This window comes from Stackebrandtia sp. (assembly GCF_035643755.1).
Lineage (GTDB): Bacteria > Actinomycetota > Actinomycetes > Mycobacteriales > Micromonosporaceae > Stackebrandtia.
This window is the reverse complement of sequence record NZ_DASQPW010000034.1, coordinates 1-14,807: the sequence shown is the minus strand read 5'-3', so window position 1 is coordinate 14,807 and position 14,807 is coordinate 1. Positions and strand designations below refer to the sequence as shown.

The 14,807-nt window shown below is 69.6% G+C and carries 15 protein-coding genes and 3 pseudogenes; 13 read left to right on the top strand and 5 right to left on the bottom strand.

The window, feature by feature from the left end:
• The 3 genes from VE172_RS02765 to VE172_RS02755 form a co-directional block, all read left to right on the top strand.
• Window positions 1-887: heme o synthase (locus VE172_RS02765; protein ID WP_324796819.1), on the top strand; the 887-nt coding region annotated here is incomplete at its 5' end.
• A gap of 23 nt (window positions 888-910) precedes the next feature.
• Window positions 911-1,768 (top strand): ATP-grasp domain-containing protein, encoded by an 858-nt coding sequence (locus tag VE172_RS02760; protein WP_324796817.1) that lies wholly within the window; start codon window positions 911-913, stop codon window positions 1,766-1,768.
• 24 nt (window positions 1,769-1,792) lie between these two features.
• Entirely contained in the window at window positions 1,793-2,632 is an 840-nt protein-coding gene (locus VE172_RS02755; protein WP_324796815.1) for an alpha/beta fold hydrolase, read from the top strand.
• A 4-nt stretch (window positions 2,633-2,636) separates the two neighbouring features.
• Here VE172_RS02755 and VE172_RS02750 read toward each other — a convergent pair whose 3' ends face one another.
• Both VE172_RS02750 and VE172_RS02745 read right to left on the bottom strand, forming a co-directional pair.
• Entirely contained in the window at window positions 2,637-3,419 is a 783-nt protein-coding gene (locus VE172_RS02750; protein WP_324796812.1) for a CPBP family intramembrane glutamic endopeptidase, read from the bottom strand.
• Window positions 3,420-3,469: 50 nt separating this feature from the next.
• Complete coding sequence (locus VE172_RS02745) at window positions 3,470-4,432, bottom strand: COX15/CtaA family protein (RefSeq protein WP_324796809.1); 963 nt, start codon at window positions 4,430-4,432, stop codon at window positions 3,470-3,472.
• A gap of 79 nt (window positions 4,433-4,511) precedes the next feature.
• On the opposite strand from VE172_RS02745, the gene VE172_RS02740 reads away from it, so the two are divergent.
• The 8 genes and pseudogenes from VE172_RS02740 to VE172_RS02705 all read left to right on the top strand — a co-directional run bounded on the left by VE172_RS02740 (window position 4,512) and on the right by VE172_RS02705 (window position 11,162).
• Complete coding sequence (locus tag VE172_RS02740) at window positions 4,512-5,231, top strand: helix-turn-helix transcriptional regulator (protein ID WP_324796807.1); 720 nt, start codon at window positions 4,512-4,514, stop codon at window positions 5,229-5,231.
• 7 nt (window positions 5,232-5,238) lie between these two features.
• Window positions 5,239-6,672: a Fe-S cluster assembly protein SufB gene (gene sufB / locus VE172_RS02735; RefSeq protein WP_324796805.1), complete on the top strand. Its 1,434-nt coding sequence runs from the start codon at window positions 5,239-5,241 to the stop codon at window positions 6,670-6,672.
• An 87-nt stretch (window positions 6,673-6,759) separates the two neighbouring features.
• The gene (gene sufD / locus VE172_RS02730) at window positions 6,760-7,902 is read left to right on the top strand and encodes a Fe-S cluster assembly protein SufD (protein ID WP_349258230.1); all 1,143 of its coding nucleotides are present in this window, start codon (window positions 6,760-6,762) and stop codon (window positions 7,900-7,902) included.
• Window positions 7,899-8,198 (top strand): annotated as a pseudogene (locus VE172_RS02725) (non-heme iron oxygenase ferredoxin subunit); the annotation flags it as partial. The gene sufD and the pseudogene VE172_RS02725, both read left to right, overlap by 4 nt.
• A gap of 57 nt (window positions 8,199-8,255) precedes the next feature.
• Window positions 8,256-9,035: a Fe-S cluster assembly ATPase SufC gene (sufC, locus tag VE172_RS02720; protein ID WP_324796824.1), complete on the top strand. Its 780-nt coding sequence runs from the start codon at window positions 8,256-8,258 to the stop codon at window positions 9,033-9,035.
• Between the two features lie 5 nt (window positions 9,036-9,040).
• Window positions 9,041-10,336 carry a cysteine desulfurase gene (locus VE172_RS02715; RefSeq protein ID WP_324796799.1) on the top strand — a complete coding sequence of 432 codons (1,296 nt, stop codon included), beginning with the start codon at window positions 9,041-9,043 and terminating at the stop codon, window positions 10,334-10,336.
• Window positions 10,336-10,794 (top strand): Fe-S cluster assembly sulfur transfer protein SufU, encoded by a 459-nt coding sequence (gene sufU / locus VE172_RS02710; RefSeq protein ID WP_414715054.1) that lies wholly within the window; start codon window positions 10,336-10,338, stop codon window positions 10,792-10,794. The genes VE172_RS02715 and sufU overlap by 1 nt, the downstream gene beginning before the upstream one ends.
• On the top strand, window positions 10,791-11,162 hold the full coding sequence (locus VE172_RS02705) for a metal-sulfur cluster assembly factor (RefSeq protein ID WP_324796796.1): 372 nt from the start codon (window positions 10,791-10,793) through the stop codon (window positions 11,160-11,162). The genes sufU and VE172_RS02705 overlap by 4 nt, the downstream gene beginning before the upstream one ends.
• 11 nt (window positions 11,163-11,173) lie before the next feature.
• On the opposite strand, the gene VE172_RS02700 is transcribed toward VE172_RS02705, so the two are convergent.
• Window positions 11,174-11,644, bottom strand: a complete 471-nt coding sequence (locus VE172_RS02700) for a MarR family winged helix-turn-helix transcriptional regulator (protein WP_324796793.1) — start codon at window positions 11,642-11,644, stop codon at window positions 11,174-11,176.
• 87 nt (window positions 11,645-11,731) lie between these two features.
• Here VE172_RS02700 and VE172_RS02695 point away from each other — a divergent pair, with 87 nt between their 5' ends.
• Window positions 11,732-12,292: a YceI family protein gene (locus VE172_RS02695; RefSeq protein WP_324796790.1), complete on the top strand. Its 561-nt coding sequence runs from the start codon at window positions 11,732-11,734 to the stop codon at window positions 12,290-12,292.
• Between the two features lie 5 nt (window positions 12,293-12,297).
• Here VE172_RS02695 and VE172_RS02690 read toward each other — a convergent pair whose 3' ends face one another.
• Entirely contained in the window at window positions 12,298-13,083 is a 786-nt protein-coding gene (locus VE172_RS02690; protein ID WP_324796788.1) for a hypothetical protein, read from the bottom strand.
• 80 nt (window positions 13,084-13,163) lie between these two features.
• Here VE172_RS02690 and VE172_RS25635 point away from each other — a divergent pair.
• Window positions 13,164-13,781, top strand: a pseudogene (locus VE172_RS25635) (acVLRF1 family peptidyl-tRNA hydrolase); the annotation flags it as partial.
• Window positions 13,782-13,886: 105 nt separating this feature from the next.
• On the opposite strand, the pseudogene VE172_RS02680 reads toward VE172_RS25635, so the two are convergent.
• Window positions 13,887-14,807 (bottom strand): annotated as a pseudogene (locus VE172_RS02680) (glycosyl transferase); the annotation flags it as partial.

Genomic DNA, 14,807 nt, shown 5'->3' with positions numbered 1-14,807 from the left:
CCACGATCGCGACCATCCTCAAAGCCTATGTGTCGCTGACGAAACCGCGCATCGTCGAGCTGCTGCTCATTACCACCGTCCCGGCCATGCTGCTGGCGGCCCGGTTGGCGGGCCAGCGGCTGCCGTCCTGGCTGACCGTCGCGGTCGTCGTCATCGGCGGCGCGCTGGCCGCCGGGGCCGCCAACGCCCTGAACTGCTACATCGACCGCGACATCGACCAACTGATGCGCCGGACCTCCCGACGCCCCATCCCGCAGCACGCCGTGTCGCCCTCCAGCGCCCTGGTCTTCGGCCTGGTGCTGGCGGTGGTCTCGGTGACGATGATGGCCGTGGCCACCAACCTCCTGGCCGCCGCGCTCACCCTGGGCGCCATCGCCTACTACGACCTCGTCTACACGCTGTGGCTGAAGCGGACCACCGCCGCCAACACCGTGTGGGGCGGCGTCTGCGGCGCGGCCCCGGTGCTGATCGGCTGGGCCGCCGTCACCGGCGGGCTGTCCATTGAGGCGTGGGTGCTGTTCGCGGTGGTCTTCTTCTGGCAGCCCCCGCACTTTTGGGCGCTGGCGGTCAAGTACAAGGACGACTACGCCGCCGCCGGAATCCCGATGCTGCCCGTGGTGGCCTCGGCGCGCCGGGTCGGCCTGGAGACCGTCATCTACACCTGGCTGACCGTGCTGACCTCGCTGGCGCTGTGGCCGTTGACCACCACGCCCGTCTACGGGATCGTGGCGCTGCTCACCGGCGCGATGTTCTGTGTGGAGGCTCACCGCCTGTATCAGCGGGCCCGCCGCGGCGAGAACCTGAAGCCCATGCGGCTGTTCCACTGGTCGACCAGCTACCTCACCCTGTTGTTCGTCGCGCTGGCGGTGGACACCTTCCTGCTGTAGCGCCTCGGGTACCGTGTCGAGCTATGTCGACCGTCGCTCTCGTCACGTGCTCCGCACTACCCACACTGGACCCTGACGAGACCCTGCTGCTCGACCCCCTGAGCGACCTGGGTGTCACCGGCGTGCCCGCGGTCTGGAACGACCCTTCGGTGGACTGGGACTCCTTCGACGCCACGGTGATCCGCTGCCCCTGGGACTACCAGGACCGCCGCGCCCGCTTCCTGGCCTGGGCCCGCGCCGTGCCGCGGCTGTACAACCCGGCCAAGCTCGTCGAATGGAACACCGACAAGCGTTATCTCGGCGAGCTGGCCGCCGCCGGCGTGCCGGTGGTGCCCACCACCTGGCTGCCGCCGGGCACGCGCGTCGACCTGCCCGAGGCGGGGGAGTGGGTGCTGAAGCCGTCGGTCGGCGCGGGCAGCCGCGACGCCGGACGCTACATCATGGACGATTACGGGCAGGGCGAGCTGGCCGCCGCCCACGTGGCCCGGCTGCACGAGGCGGGCACCACGGTCATGGCCCAGCCGTACCTGCACGACGTGGACGCCAACGGCGAACGCGCGCTGATCTACATCGACGGGGAGCTGTCCCACACCGTCCGCAAATCGGCCATGTTGGACGGACCGTACGAGGGCGACGTCGGGCTGTACAAGGACGAGATCATCCTCCCCTCGCGGGCCACCGACGCCGAGCGCGCGCTGGGCGCCGCGGCGATGGAGGCGGTCGGCGGCGACGGCGCGCCGCTGTACGCCCGCGTCGACGTGATCGGCGACGGCGACGACCTGCTGTTGCTGGAGCTGGAGCTCGCCGAGCCGTCGCTGTTCTTCTCCCACGACGACGCCGCCGCCGGGCGCATGGCGCGCGCCATCGCGGCGCGGGTGTGAACACCTGCGGCTACTGTCGGCCGCATGATTCGCGAATTCGACCTGGACGTGGGCGACGGCCACACCCTGCACGCCTACGACACCGGTCCCGCCGACGCCCGCCTGACCGTGCTGTGGCATCACGGCACGCCGAACATCGGCACCCCGCCGGAGCCGCTGTTCCCGCTGTCGCAGCGGCTCGGGATTCGCTGGGTCGGCTACGACCGTCCCGGTTACGGCGGGTCCACTCGGCAGGCCGGGCGCACCGTGGGCTCGGCGGCGCGGCTCGCCGCGGTGGTGGCCGACCACCTGGGCGTCGAGCGGTTCGCGACGGCGGGGCACTCCGGGGGCGGCCCGCACGCGCTGGCCTGCGGCGCTCTGTTGGGGGATCGGGTGCTCGCGGTGGCCTGCGGCTCCGGGCCGGCGCCGTACGGGGCCGAGGGGCTGGACTATTTCGCGGGCATGACCAGCTCGGGGGAGGCGTCCTCGCGCGCGGCGATGGCGGGCGTTGCCGCCAAGGAGAAGTACGAGGCCGGCGCGGAGTTCGACCCCGACAGCTTCACCGACGGCGACAACCAGGCGTTGCGGGGCGAGTGGTCGTGGATGCTGCGGGTCGTGGTGCCCGCGATGGAAAGCGACGACGGCGGACTGGTCGACGACGACATCGCGTACGTGTCGCCGTGGGGTTTCGACCCGGCCGAGGTGACCGCGCCGCTGCTGCTGGTGCACGGCGAGGACGACCGGATGGTTCCCGTGGGGCACGGCCGATGGCTGGCCGAGCACTGTCGGGGCGCGCGGCTGCGCACCTACCCCGGGGAGGGACACGTGTCGGTGCTCAAGCACGCGGAGTCCATGGTGGAGTGGTTGGCCGACGCGGCGGCGTGACGGCTCACACCAACCGCAGCGACCACAGCGCGCTGGTGAGCAGCACCCCGAGGCCGTTGGTGGCCCAGTGCAGCCCCACGGGCGCCAGCAGGCTTCCGCTGCGCCGCCGCACCTCGCACAGCAGCCAACCCGCGCCGCCGGTGAACGCCACCACCACCGCGACCATCAACACGTGCGACAGCACGCCCTCGCCCACCACCGACGCCACCAAACGGTTGGCGCCCATGGCGAGCGACGGCAGCACGTGCCACAGGCCGAACAGTACCGACGACACCGAGATCGCCAGGGTGAGGTTCTTGTGCCGTCCCAACAGTCCGATCAGGACACCCCGGAACGCCACCTCCTCCAACAGCACGGTCCCCAGCGGTACCAGGACGAGGCCCGTGAGCAGCGCGGTTCCCGCGCCCAGCTCGTAGCGCGAGTCGATGAACGCCTGGCGGGTCAGCGGGACGATCAGCCCGACCAGGTACACCGCGGCCACCGCCGCGACCCCCGTCGCCGCGTATCGCAGGCCGCGCCCCCAGGTGCGGCGGGACAGGCCGAGGTCGTGCCAGCTCAGGCCGTGCCTGCGGGCCAGGACGATCAGGGCGACCGCGACCGCGGGCTCCACCTCGATCCCGGTGTGGATCGGACCGAACCTGGTGACGAAGTTGACCCCCGCGAGCACCGCGATGATGACCGCGAGCACCCGCAACAGCCGCCGATTTCGCGACAGCGTGGCCCAAACGGCCGATGCGGCGCGGCGGGCGATCGGGCGTGACGGAGCGGTGACGGGGGAGTCGTTCACGCCGCCCGAGGGTAGTGGGACGTTCGGCCGACCCACATGGCCCGACCTGGTCAGGTCGCCGAGGCGGCCACGGGCTCCTCGGCGTCGTCCTCTTCGTCGTCGGCGGTCGGCGTGACCTCGATGACGGTGGCGGCCTCCAGCGGGCGCGGTAGCCGGTGCCGCAGGCTCGTGCCGACCGCCAGTACCGCCAACCACAGCAGTGCCGCGCCCAGCATGTGCGCGGCCACCAGCGCCACGGGCAGGTCCGTCAGGTACTGCACCAGGCCGATCAGCCCCTGGGCGGCCTCCACGACCACCAGGACGATCGCGGCGCGCCGGGTGCGGGGACCGACCTTGGCGGCGAAGGCGGCGAACACCAGGCCCACCGACAGCCCGATCAGCAGGCAAGCCAGGTCGGCGTGCGCCTGGGCGGCCGCGGCCTCGTCGATGGCCAGCCGCGGGGCGTTCGCGTCGCCCGCGCGCGGGCCCGCCCCGGTCACCACGGTGCCCGCCGTCAGGGTCACCAGGGTCACCGCCGCGATCGAACGCCACAGCCACACCACCGCGGGCGCCGCCAGGGCCCGGGCCTCGCCGTCGGGCTCGCCCGCGCGCACCCACGCGGCGTACGCCACCGCCAGCACCGCCATCGACACCAGGAAGTGGACGCTGACCATGTACGGCGACAGCACGGTGCCCACCGTGACCGCGCCGATCAGCGCCTGGACGATCACGCCGAGGCCCACGCTGAATGTCAACCACACCAAGGATTTCCGGCGCGGCCGCCGCAGCAGCGCGGCGATGAAGGCCGCCAGCGCGACCACCGTCACCACGCCGCCGAACAGGCGGTTGCTCCACTCGATGGCGGAGTGGATTCCCATCGCCGGGGTGGGGAAGAACGTCTCGGGGGTGCAGTTCGGCCAGGACGCGCAGCCCATGCCCGAGTCCGTCAGGCGCACCGCGCCGCCGGTCAGCACGATGATGACGTTTACGATCACGTTGATCAACGCGATCCGGCGGACCCATTTCGTTGACACGTTGTAGAAGAGTACGGATGTGCCCCGGGTCACCGACCCCGGGTTGGCGTCCTTCCGGGAAATAAGCAACACTGGGGTTGTGGAAAACGTCGCGACCCGCCAGCCGAACGGCTGCAGTACCCCGGACGGGCAAACCCGTCAACGGGTCGCACAACTGCTGCTCGAAAACCCCAACTCCACCGCCCGCGACCTCGCCGCGTCCCTGAACATCACGCCGGTCGCGGTCCGCAAGCACCTCGACGCCATGACCGCCGAGGGCCTGGTCACCACCCGCGAACCCGACAACACGCCCGGGCGCGGCCGCGGCCGTCCGGCCCGCACCTACCTGCTCACCGAGGCCGCCCGCGACACCTTCGACCACCACTACGACGACCTGGCCACCCAGGCGCTGCGCTGGATCCAGCGCCACGGTGGACCGGGCGAGGTCTCCGCCTTCGCCGCCGAGCAGGTGACGCTGCTGGAGAACCGCTGCCGCGACGCCATGGACGCCGCCGACGACACGCCGATGGCCCGGGCCACCGCGCTGGCCGAGGCGCTGTCCCACGAGGGCTACGCCGCCTCCACCAGCGTGATCGCCGGGGGAGGCCAGCTGTGCCAGCATCACTGCCCGGTCTCGCACGTGGCCGCGCAGTTCCCGCAGCTGTGCGAGGCTGAGACCGCGGTCATATCGCGTCTGGTGGGCCATCACGTGCAACGGCTGGCCACGATCGCCAACGGCGACGGCGTGTGCACCACCTACATTCCCGGCCCCGGCGCCGGGGCCCGGACTTTGCCCATTATCGACAACAACGACAGGTGAGGACGACATGACTGACACCACTCAGGCCACACCATTGACCCAAGAGGAAACCCTTGCGTCGCTTGGTAAGTACGAGTACGGCTGGGCCGACTCGGACGTGGCGGGCGCCTCGGCGCGCCGGGGGTTGTCGGAAGACGTCGTGCGCGACATCTCCGGCAAGAAGAGCGAGCCGGAGTGGATGCTGAAGCTGCGACTCAAGGGCCTGAAGCTGTTCGACCGCAAGCCGATGCCGAACTGGGGCGCCGACCTGTCGGGCATCGACTTCGACAACATCAAGTACTTCGTGAAGTCCACCGAGGGCCAGGCGGAGTCCTGGGAGGACCTCCCGGCCGACATCAGGGACACCTACGACAAGCTGGGCATCCCCGAGGCGGAGAAGCAGCGCCTGGTCGCGGGCGTCGCCGCCCAGTACGAGTCCGAGGTGGTCTACCACAAGATCCGCGAGGACCTGGAGGAGAAGGGCGTCATCTTCCTCGACACCGACACCGGTCTCAAGGAGCACCCCGAGATCTTCCAGAAGTACTTCGGCTCCGTGATCCCGGTGGGGGACAACAAGTTCGCGTCCCTCAACACCGCGGTGTGGAGCGGAGGCTCCTTCATCTACGTGCCGCCGGGCGTCCACGTGGACATCCCGCTGCAGGCCTACTTCCGGATCAACACCGAGAACATGGGCCAGTTCGAGCGCACCCTGATCATCGTGGACGAGGGCGCCTACGTCCACTACGTCGAGGGCTGCACCGCGCCGATCTACAGCTCCGACTCGCTGCACTCGGCGGTGGTGGAGATCATCGTGAAGAAGGGCGGCCGCTGCCGCTACACCACGATCCAGAACTGGTCGAACAACGTCTACAACCTGGTCACCAAGCGCGCCGTCGCCGAGGAGGGCGCCACCATGGAATGGGTGGACGGCAACCTGGGCTCCAAGGTCACCATGAAGTACCCGGCGGTCGTCATGACCGGCGAGCACGCCAAGGGCGAGGTGCTCAGCGTCGCCATGGCCGGCGAGGGCCAGCACCAGGACGCCGGCGCCAAGATGACCCACGCCGCGCCGCACACCTCATCGACGATCATCTCCAAGTCGATCGCGCGCGGCGGCGGACGCACCTCCTACCGCGGCCTGGTGCAGGTCAACGACGGCTCCCACCACTCCAAGTCCACCGTGAAGTGCGACGCGCTGCTGGTGGACACGATCTCGCGCTCCGACACCTACCCCTATGTGGACGTCCGCGAGGACGATGTCCAGATGGGACACGAGGCCACGGTGTCGAAGATCTCCGACGATCAGCTGTTCTACCTGATGAGCCGGGGCCTCACCGAGGACGAGGCCATGGCCATGATCGTGCGCGGGTTCATCGAGCCGGTCGCCAAGGAGCTGCCGATGGAGTACGCCCTCGAGCTCAACCGGCTCATCGAACTGCAGATGGAGGGGGCGGTCGGCTGACGCCGGTCGACGCCCATCACGACGAGAAGTAGGAGTAGACCCGAATTGACCACCGATGCCTTGGCGCGCCCGCATTCGCACGGCGCGGTGCCGCCGGAGATCGTCCCGCCGAAGACGAAATCGCAGCTGCTGCGGTCCTTCAACGTGGACGATTTCCCGACGCTGAACGGCCGCGAGGAGGACTGGCGGTTCACCCCGCTGCGTCGGCTGCGCGGTCTGCATGACTCCTCGGCCGCGCCCGCCGCGGCCGCGCCGCGCCACGAATACGGCGAGCTGCCCGAGGGCGTGTCCATCACCACGGTCGGCAAGGACGACAAGCGCATCGGCTCGATCCTGACGCCCTTCGACCGTCCCAGCGCCCAGGCGTTCACGTCGATGGATCGCGCGCTGCTGCTGGCGGTGGCGCGCAACGCCGTCGTGGACTCACCCGTGGTGGTGAAGGTGAACGGGCAGGGATCGCAGGGCGCGTCCTTCGGCCACACCTTCATCGACGTCGGCGAGTCCGCCGCGGTGACCGTGGTGCTCGACCAGGTCGGTTCCGCCACCCTGGCCGACAACATCGAGATCAGCGTCGGCGCCAACTCCCAGCTCACCCTGGTCAGCGTCGCCGACTGGGACTCCGACACGGTGCAGCTGCAGCACCAGAAGGCCCGCATCGGCCGCGACGCGACCCTCAAGCACGTGGCCGTGACGCTGGGCGGCGACCTGGTGCGCCAGTACCTGTCGGCCGAGTTCGCCGGCCCCGGCGGCTCCATCGACGCCCACGGCCTGTACTTCGCCGACCGCGGCCAGCACTTCGAGCACCGCCAGCTCATCGACCACGGCGTGCCCGACTGCCGCAGCAACGTCAACTACCGCGGTGCCCTGCAGGGCGCCGACGCCCACACCGTGTGGGTGGGCGACGTGCTGATCCAGGACGTCGCCACCGGCACCGACACCTACGAGATCAACCGCAACCTGGTGCTCACCGACGGCGCCCGCGCCGACTCGGTGCCCAACCTCGAGATCGAGACCGGCGAGATCGTGTCGGCGGGCCACGCCAGCGCCACCGGGCGCTTCGACGACGAGCAGCTGTTCTACCTCCAGTCGCGCGGCATCGCCGCCGACGAGGCCCGCCGCCTGGTGGTGCGCGGGTTCTTCGCCGACCTGGTGAACAAGATCCCCGTGGAGGAGCTGCGCGAGCGGCTGCACGACACCATCGAGGCCCGGCTCGACGAGGTGGCCCCATGACCGACACCGCCGAGGACTTCATCCGCGTCTGCGCGGTCGAGGAGCTGCCGGTCGAGCAGCCGATCCGCGCCGAGATCGACGGCACGCCGATCGCCTTGGTGCGCAACGACGAGGGCGTCTTCGCCATCTACGACGAGTGCTCCCACGCCGCCGTGGCGCTGTCCGAAGGGGACGTCGAGGACTGCACCATCGAATGCTGGCTGCACGGTTCGCGCTTCGACCTGCGCACCGGAAAGCCCAGCGGTCTGCCGGCCACGGTGCCGGTGGACATCTACCCCGTCGAGATCCGCGACGGGGACGTGTACCTGAGCCTTGCCTCCAAGAAGTTACGAGATATCGGGAGAAGTTTTTCAATGAGCACTCTGTCCATTCGCGACCTTCACGTCTCGGTGAACATCGGCGAGGGCGAGGACAAGCAGATCCTCAAGGGCGTCAACCTCACCATCAATTCCGGGGAGACGCACGCGATCATGGGCCCCAACGGGTCGGGCAAGTCGACCCTGGCCTACTCGATCGCGGGCCACCCGAAGTACACCATCACCGGTGGCTCGGTGACCCTGGACGGCGAGGACATCCTGGCCATGACCGTGGACGAGCGAGCCCGCGCCGGCCTGTTCCTGGCCATGCAGTACCCGGTCGAGGTGCCCGGCGTGTCGGTGTCCAACTTCCTGCGCACCGCCAAGACCGCGCTGGACGGCGAGGCCCCGAAGCTGCGCACCTGGATGAAGGACCTCAAGACCGCGATGTCCGACCTCCAGATGGACGAGGCGTTCGCGCAGCGCAACGTCAACGAGGGCTTCTCCGGCGGCGAGAAGAAGCGCCACGAGATCATGCAGCTGGAGCTGCTCAAGCCGAAGATCGCCGTGCTGGACGAGACCGACTCCGGGCTCGACATCGACGCGCTGCGCATCGTCAGCGAGGGCGTCAACCGCTCCAAGACCAACACCGGCGCCGGTTTCCTGCTCATCACCCACTACACGCGCATCCTGCGCTACGTGAAGCCGGACTTCGTCCACGTCTTCGTCGACGGACGCATCGTGGAGGAGGGCGGCTCCGAGCTGTCGGAGCGCCTCGAGGTCGAGGGCTACGAACGCTTCGTCGCCGGTGCCGGCACGGCCAAGGTCGGGGACTAACGGCCATGTGCAGCGATCTTGAACCGCAGCGTCCCGCCGACATCCGCCAGCTGGACGTCGACAAGATCCGCGCCGACTTCCCGATCCTCGCCCGCCAGGTCAACGGCAAGGACCTGGTGTACCTGGACTCGGGCAACACCTCGCAGAAGCCGCGCCAGGTCATCGACGCGATGAGCACGTTCGCCGCCGAGCACAACGCCAACATCGCCCGCGCCGTGCACCAGCTCGGCACCGAGTCGACGGAGGCGTACGAGGGGGCCCGGTCCAAGGTCGCGGCGTTCATCAACGCGCCCAGCCACGACGAGATCGTCTTCACCAAGAACTCCACCGAGGCGATCAACCTGGTCGCCTACGCGATGCTGGCGTCCTCGCTGCAGCGCGGCGGCGACCCGCGCTTCGCGCTGGGCCCCGGCGACGAGGTGGTGATCTCCGAAATGGAGCACCACTCCAACATCGTCCCGTGGCAGCTGTTGTGCGAGCGCACTGGAGCGACGCTGCGCTGGTTCGGCCTCACCGACTCCGGGCGGCTCGACGAGTCCCACCTGGACGAGCTCGTCAACGAGCGCACCAAGATCGTGTCCTTCGTGCACATGTCCAACATCCTGGGCACCATCAACCCGATCGCGCGGATTCGGGCCCGGGCGAGGGAGGTCGGCGCCCTGGTGATGCTGGACTGCTCGCAGTCCGTGCCGCACCTGCCGATGGACATCACCGCGCTGGACGTCGACTTCGTCGCCTTCACCGGGCACAAGATGTGCGGCCCCACCGGCATCGGCGTGCTGTGGGGGCGTGGCGAGCTGCTGTCGGCGATGCCGCCGTTCCTGGGCGGCGGCTCCATGATCGGCACCGTGACCATGGAGAAGTCCACCTTCGCGGCGCCGCCGGCGCGCTTCGAGGCGGGCACCCCGCCGATCACCCAGGCCGTGGGCCTGGGCGCCGCCGTGGACTACCTGTCCGCGCTGGACATGCGCGCGGTGCAGTGGCACGAGAAGGAGCTGGCGTCCTACGCGCTGCCGGCGCTGGAGACCGTGCCGGGGCTGCGGATCATCGGACCGCGCGTCCCCGTGGGCCGCGGCGGCTGCATCTCGTTCCACCTGGAGGGCATCCACCCCCACGACGTCGGGCAGGTGCTGGACTCCGAGGGGGTCGCGGTGCGGGTCGGCCACCACTGCGCCAAGCCCACCTGCGCCCGCTACGGCGTGCCGGCCACCACCCGGGCGTCGTTCTACATCTACACCACCAAGTCCGAAGTGGACGCGCTGGTGGCGGCGCTGGAGAAGACCCGGAAGGTGTTTGGCTGATGCTGGACGAGCTGTACCAGGAGGTCATCCTCGACCACTACCGCAACCCGCACGGCAAGGGGCTGCGGGAGCCGTATGAGGCCGAGGTCCACCACGTCAATCCCACCTGCGGCGACGAGATCACCCTGCGGGTGCACCTGGACGGCGGCACCGTCGCCGATGTCTCCTACGACAACGTCGGTTGTTCCATCTCGCAGGCGAGCGCCAGCGTGCTGTACGACCTGGTGCGCGGCAAGAACTTCGACCAGGCGCTGTCCACCCTGGAGTCGTTTTCGGACCTGATGGTCAGCCGTGGTGAAATGGAACCCGACGCCGATGTGTTGGAAGACGCGGTGGCCTTCGCCGGGGTCTCGAAGTTCCCGGCCCGAGTGAAGTGCGCGCTGCTGTCGTGGATGGCGTTCAAGGACGCCGCGGTCCGCGCCAGCGCCGAATCCAAGAGCGGAGACGAAGACCAATGACAGACACCGAAACCCCGACGACCGAGGCGGCCGAGGCCAAGGTCAAGCCGTCGATCGAGGACGTCACCGAGGCGATGAAGGACGTCGTCGACCCCGAGCTGGGCATCAACGTCGTCGACCTCGGCCTGGTGTACGGCGTCCACGTCGACGACGACAACGTCGCCACCCTCGACATGACGCTGACCTCGGCGGCCTGCCCGCTCACCGACGTCATCGAGGACCAGACCCGCTCGGCGCTGTGCACCGGCCCCGGCGGGGGGCTGGTGGACGACATGCGGATCAACTGGGTGTGGATCCCGCCGTGGGGCCCCGACAAGATCACCGACGAGGGCCGCGATCAGCTGCGCGCCCTCGGTTTCAACGTCTGACGACGCCGTGCTTACTGGCCCGTTTCCGCTTCGCGGAGGCGGGCCAGCACCTTGTCGGCGACGGTGCGCATCGTGTCCAGCTCCTCGGGGGACAGCTGGTCGATGAAGAAGCGGCGCACGGCCGCGACGTGGCCGGGGGCGGCCTTCTCGATGACCTCGCGCCCGGCGGGGGTGAGCCGGGCGACCATGCCGCGCGCGTCCTCGGCGCAGGACTCGCGCACCAGCAGCCCGCGTTCCTCCATGCGCCGCAACTGATGCGCCAGCCGGGTGCGGTCCCAGTTCATCTCGCCGCGCAGCTCGCGCGACCGCAGCGCGCCGTCGGGGGATTCCGACAGCGGCACCAGGATCGCGTAGTCGGCGCCCGACAGTCCCGAGTCCTGGGTGAGCTCGCGGTCGAGCGCGGATTCCAGGCTGCGATACATCTCTCGGTAGGTGCGCCACATGCATTGTTCTCGTTCGTCCAGCCATCGGGGTTGCGACATGCGACAATTCTAACGCATTTGTTGACACATCAACAAAATTCCGCTACAGTTGTTGACACATCAACAAAATTCCTTCGAGGAGGAGCAATGACCACCACGGTCGATCCCGCCCTGGCCGGCACCTACGTCGTCGACCCGACCCACAGCCGCTTCGGCTTCGTGGCCCGTCACGCCATGGTCACCAAGGTGCGGGGATACTTCGCCGAGTTCAACGCCAGCGGCGTCCTGGACGCCGACGACCCGACCAGGTCCACCGCCGAGGTGACCCTCAAGGTCGCCAGCGTCGACACCGGCAACGAACAGCGCGACGGCCACCTGCGCACCAACGACTTCTTCGACGCGCCCAACTACCCGGAGATCACCTTCCGCAGCACCAGCATCGAGGCGGTCGACGCCGAGGAGTTCCGCCTCAACGGCGACCTGACCATCAAGGACGTCACCAAGCCGATCTCGATCGACCTGGAGTACACCGGCACCGCCATCGACCCGTACGGCAACCGCCGCATCGGCCTGGACGGCAAGGCCACGGTGAACCGCCGCGACTTCGGCGTCAACTTCCAGGCGGCGCTGGAAACCGGCGGCGTCCTGGTATCCGACAAGATCAACCTCGAGTTCGACATCTCCGCGGTCCAGCAGAAGGCCGAGTAGCCGGCCTAACCGGCCTCGCCGAGCAGATAGCCGACGACCAGAACCACGGCCAGCAGCCCGAACCACCGCGCCACGGTGGCCGGGCGCGGCCGTGGGCCGTCGCGCAGGGTGCGCACGCCCAGGGGCAGCAGCGCGACGCACAGGCCCACGGCGGCCACGACGGACGACGGCGTCGTTCCCTTCAGGACACCGATGGGCAGGGCCGAGGTCAGCGCCAAGGCCACGGCGCTCACCGGCCCGATCACCCGGGCGCGCCACGCCCCGATCGCCAGCACGATCCATCCGAAGAACAACGCCGCCGTCGCGACGTGGAAGACGTGAAACGCCGGGTAGGCGCGGGTCAACGTCGCGGTCGCCGAGTCGGCGCCGTGAATCGCCGCCAGCTGAAACGCCAGGTGGTCGACGCCGGCGTGGAACGCGCGCGCGGCGATCCCGAGATACACCAGCATCCCTCCCCACAGCGCCCAGCCCGGACTGACGGTCGACACGCGCCTGACGATCAGGGCGACGGCGGGCCACAGCAGCACATACCCGGCGATGAAGCAGGACGACGCGGCGGTCATCAGCCCGGGCGTCTCGACATAACCCCTCAGCTGATCGGGGAAGAAGAAGTGGTACCGCGCCCGCGACAGCACCCCGGTCAACAGGGCGAGGGGACCCAGCAGCATCGCGGCGCCGCCGAGCCAACGCCCGGGGAACCCGGTGCGCTCCATGGATTCGACGGGCCAGGCGCGCGACAACCATCCCCCCAGGTCGCGAATTCGCGAGGTCAGTACATTGTGTTGAGGCATGGGCGGATCGTCGCAGCGTCGCGCGCGAGCCACCATGCACCAACGCCCATGGGGCACACGACTTTGGTCAATGAGGATCGGTGGAGGACTTGTCGACGAATCGTCCGGCGGCCGGCGGAGGCCGGGAAATCCTGGTGGACGCGCGTCGATTCCTGAAGTGGATCGACGGATTCGACACGCGGCACCGCATCGTCACCGCCACCGAGTCCCCCCGCGGCCTCGTGGTCGACGGGGAGGACGGGACCCGCGCCGCGTGCGAGCTGCCGCTGTGGGGCGGCGGACCGTCCGACGTGTCCGACGGCGACGCGCGCGCGGCGATCGAGCACTTCGCCGAGGCGGCATCGCGCCGCTTTCGGGTCGGGGTGATCTTCGCGCGCAAGGGAGCCGTCGCCGTGGGGGTGTTCGACGGCGCTCGCCTGCTTCGTTCCAAGGTGGACACCAACTACGTGCAGGCCCGCACCGCCAAGGGCGGCTGGTCCCAACAGCGCTACGCCCGCCGCCGCGGCAACCAGGCCGCCTACGCCGCGGGCAAGGCGGTCGACATCGTGCTGAAGCTGCTGATGGACGACTTCGCGTCCCTGGCCTGCGTCGTCACGGCGGGCGACAAGCAGGCGGTGGGCGCGATCCTGGCGGATACCCGCCTGGAACGCCTGGCCGACAAGCTTTCCCGCCCCCACATCGGTGACGCGGGCGAGCCGCGGCTGGCCAGCCTGAAGGCGCTGCCCGAGCAATTCGGCGCGGTGCGCATCCACCTCACCGAGGCCACGGACGCGCCCCGATCCTTAGGGCCGCTTGATGACCGCCTACCGAGCCCTCCACACCCACACGCCGCCGACGAAGCGCGGCTCGCCGAGGACCTGCTCGACGGCGCCCCGCAGCGCCTCGTCGTGCCACTGTGGATTCAATACCACCGCGTCGGCGTCCCAGTGCCGCAGGTCGCGGTGGGCCTGGCGCTTCTGCGCGGCGGTGAGCTTCGGCGTCTCGCCGCTGTCGCGCACGTCCCGCAGCAGCAGCGTGGTGGGGCGGGGGACCGCGCCGTAGGTGCCGCGCCCGTCGGGGCCGCTCGGCCCGACGAAGTAGCCCTCGGGGATGCGGAAGCCGAGGTCGGTGCTGGTCTGCCAATGCAGCACCTCGGTCGAGGCCAGGTCGGGAATCGGCACCGGCACGATGACGCCGCCGTCGGGGGCATAGTGCCGCCAGACCCCCTGAGTGAAGAACGCCGGAACCGGTTGCCGCCCATCGGTGGCGAACGGCATCGGCGCCGTCGGCAGCAGGATCGCCACGAGCGCCGCGATCCACAGCCGCCGGGGCGCCTTCTGCCAGGGCGGTTCGAGCTGCGACCGCATGCGGCCGACGGCCAGCGCGAACAGGATGGCGATGGCGGGCACGCAGATCATCGCGATCCGTGACTCCAATACGGAGTCCAGCAGCGGCAGGCCCGCGACCAGCTTCCAGGGCGCCGCGATGCCGGTGAACGTCCCGTCGACGATGAGCTCCGAGCCCAGCGACAGCACCGCGGCCACCGCGATCACGATGGACAACGCGCGAACGATCGTCATGCGCCACAACGCGATCGCGATCCCGACGGTCGCGATGACCACGGGCCAGCCGAAGTATGAGTTCTGCTCGGTGGCGCCGTTCATCGACTCCGCCAGCGCCCGATTCCCCGCCAGCGACCGGGTCGCGAACGTCACGAACGCCGCCACGTCGTTGCCCGAGCTGCC

What these genes read in the sequence shown, in the direction of transcription:
- sufC (WP_324796824.1), top strand. Translation starts at nt 8,256, where the DNA reads ATGAGCACTCTGTCCATTCGCGACCTTCACGTCTCGGTGAACATCGGC.
- VE172_RS02695 (WP_324796790.1), top strand. Translation starts at nt 11,732, where the DNA reads ATGACCACCACGGTCGATCCCGCCCTGGCCGGCACCTACGTCGTCGAC.
- VE172_RS02715 (WP_324796799.1), top strand. Translation starts at nt 9,041, where the DNA reads ATGTGCAGCGATCTTGAACCGCAGCGTCCCGCCGACATCCGCCAGCTG.
- VE172_RS02755 (WP_324796815.1), top strand. Translation starts at nt 1,793, where the DNA reads ATGATTCGCGAATTCGACCTGGACGTGGGCGACGGCCACACCCTGCAC.
- VE172_RS02700 (WP_324796793.1), bottom strand. Translation starts at nt 11,644, where the DNA reads ATGTCGCAACCCCGATGGCTGGACGAACGAGAACAATGCATGTGGCGC.
- sufB (WP_324796805.1), top strand. Translation starts at nt 5,239, where the DNA reads ATGACTGACACCACTCAGGCCACACCATTGACCCAAGAGGAAACCCTT.
- sufU (WP_414715054.1), top strand. Translation starts at nt 10,336, where the DNA reads ATGCTGGACGAGCTGTACCAGGAGGTCATCCTCGACCACTACCGCAAC.
- VE172_RS02705 (WP_324796796.1), top strand. Translation starts at nt 10,791, where the DNA reads ATGACAGACACCGAAACCCCGACGACCGAGGCGGCCGAGGCCAAGGTC.
- VE172_RS02760 (WP_324796817.1), top strand. Translation starts at nt 911, where the DNA reads ATGTCGACCGTCGCTCTCGTCACGTGCTCCGCACTACCCACACTGGAC.
- VE172_RS02690 (WP_324796788.1), bottom strand. Translation starts at nt 13,083, where the DNA reads ATGCCTCAACACAATGTACTGACCTCGCGAATTCGCGACCTGGGGGGA.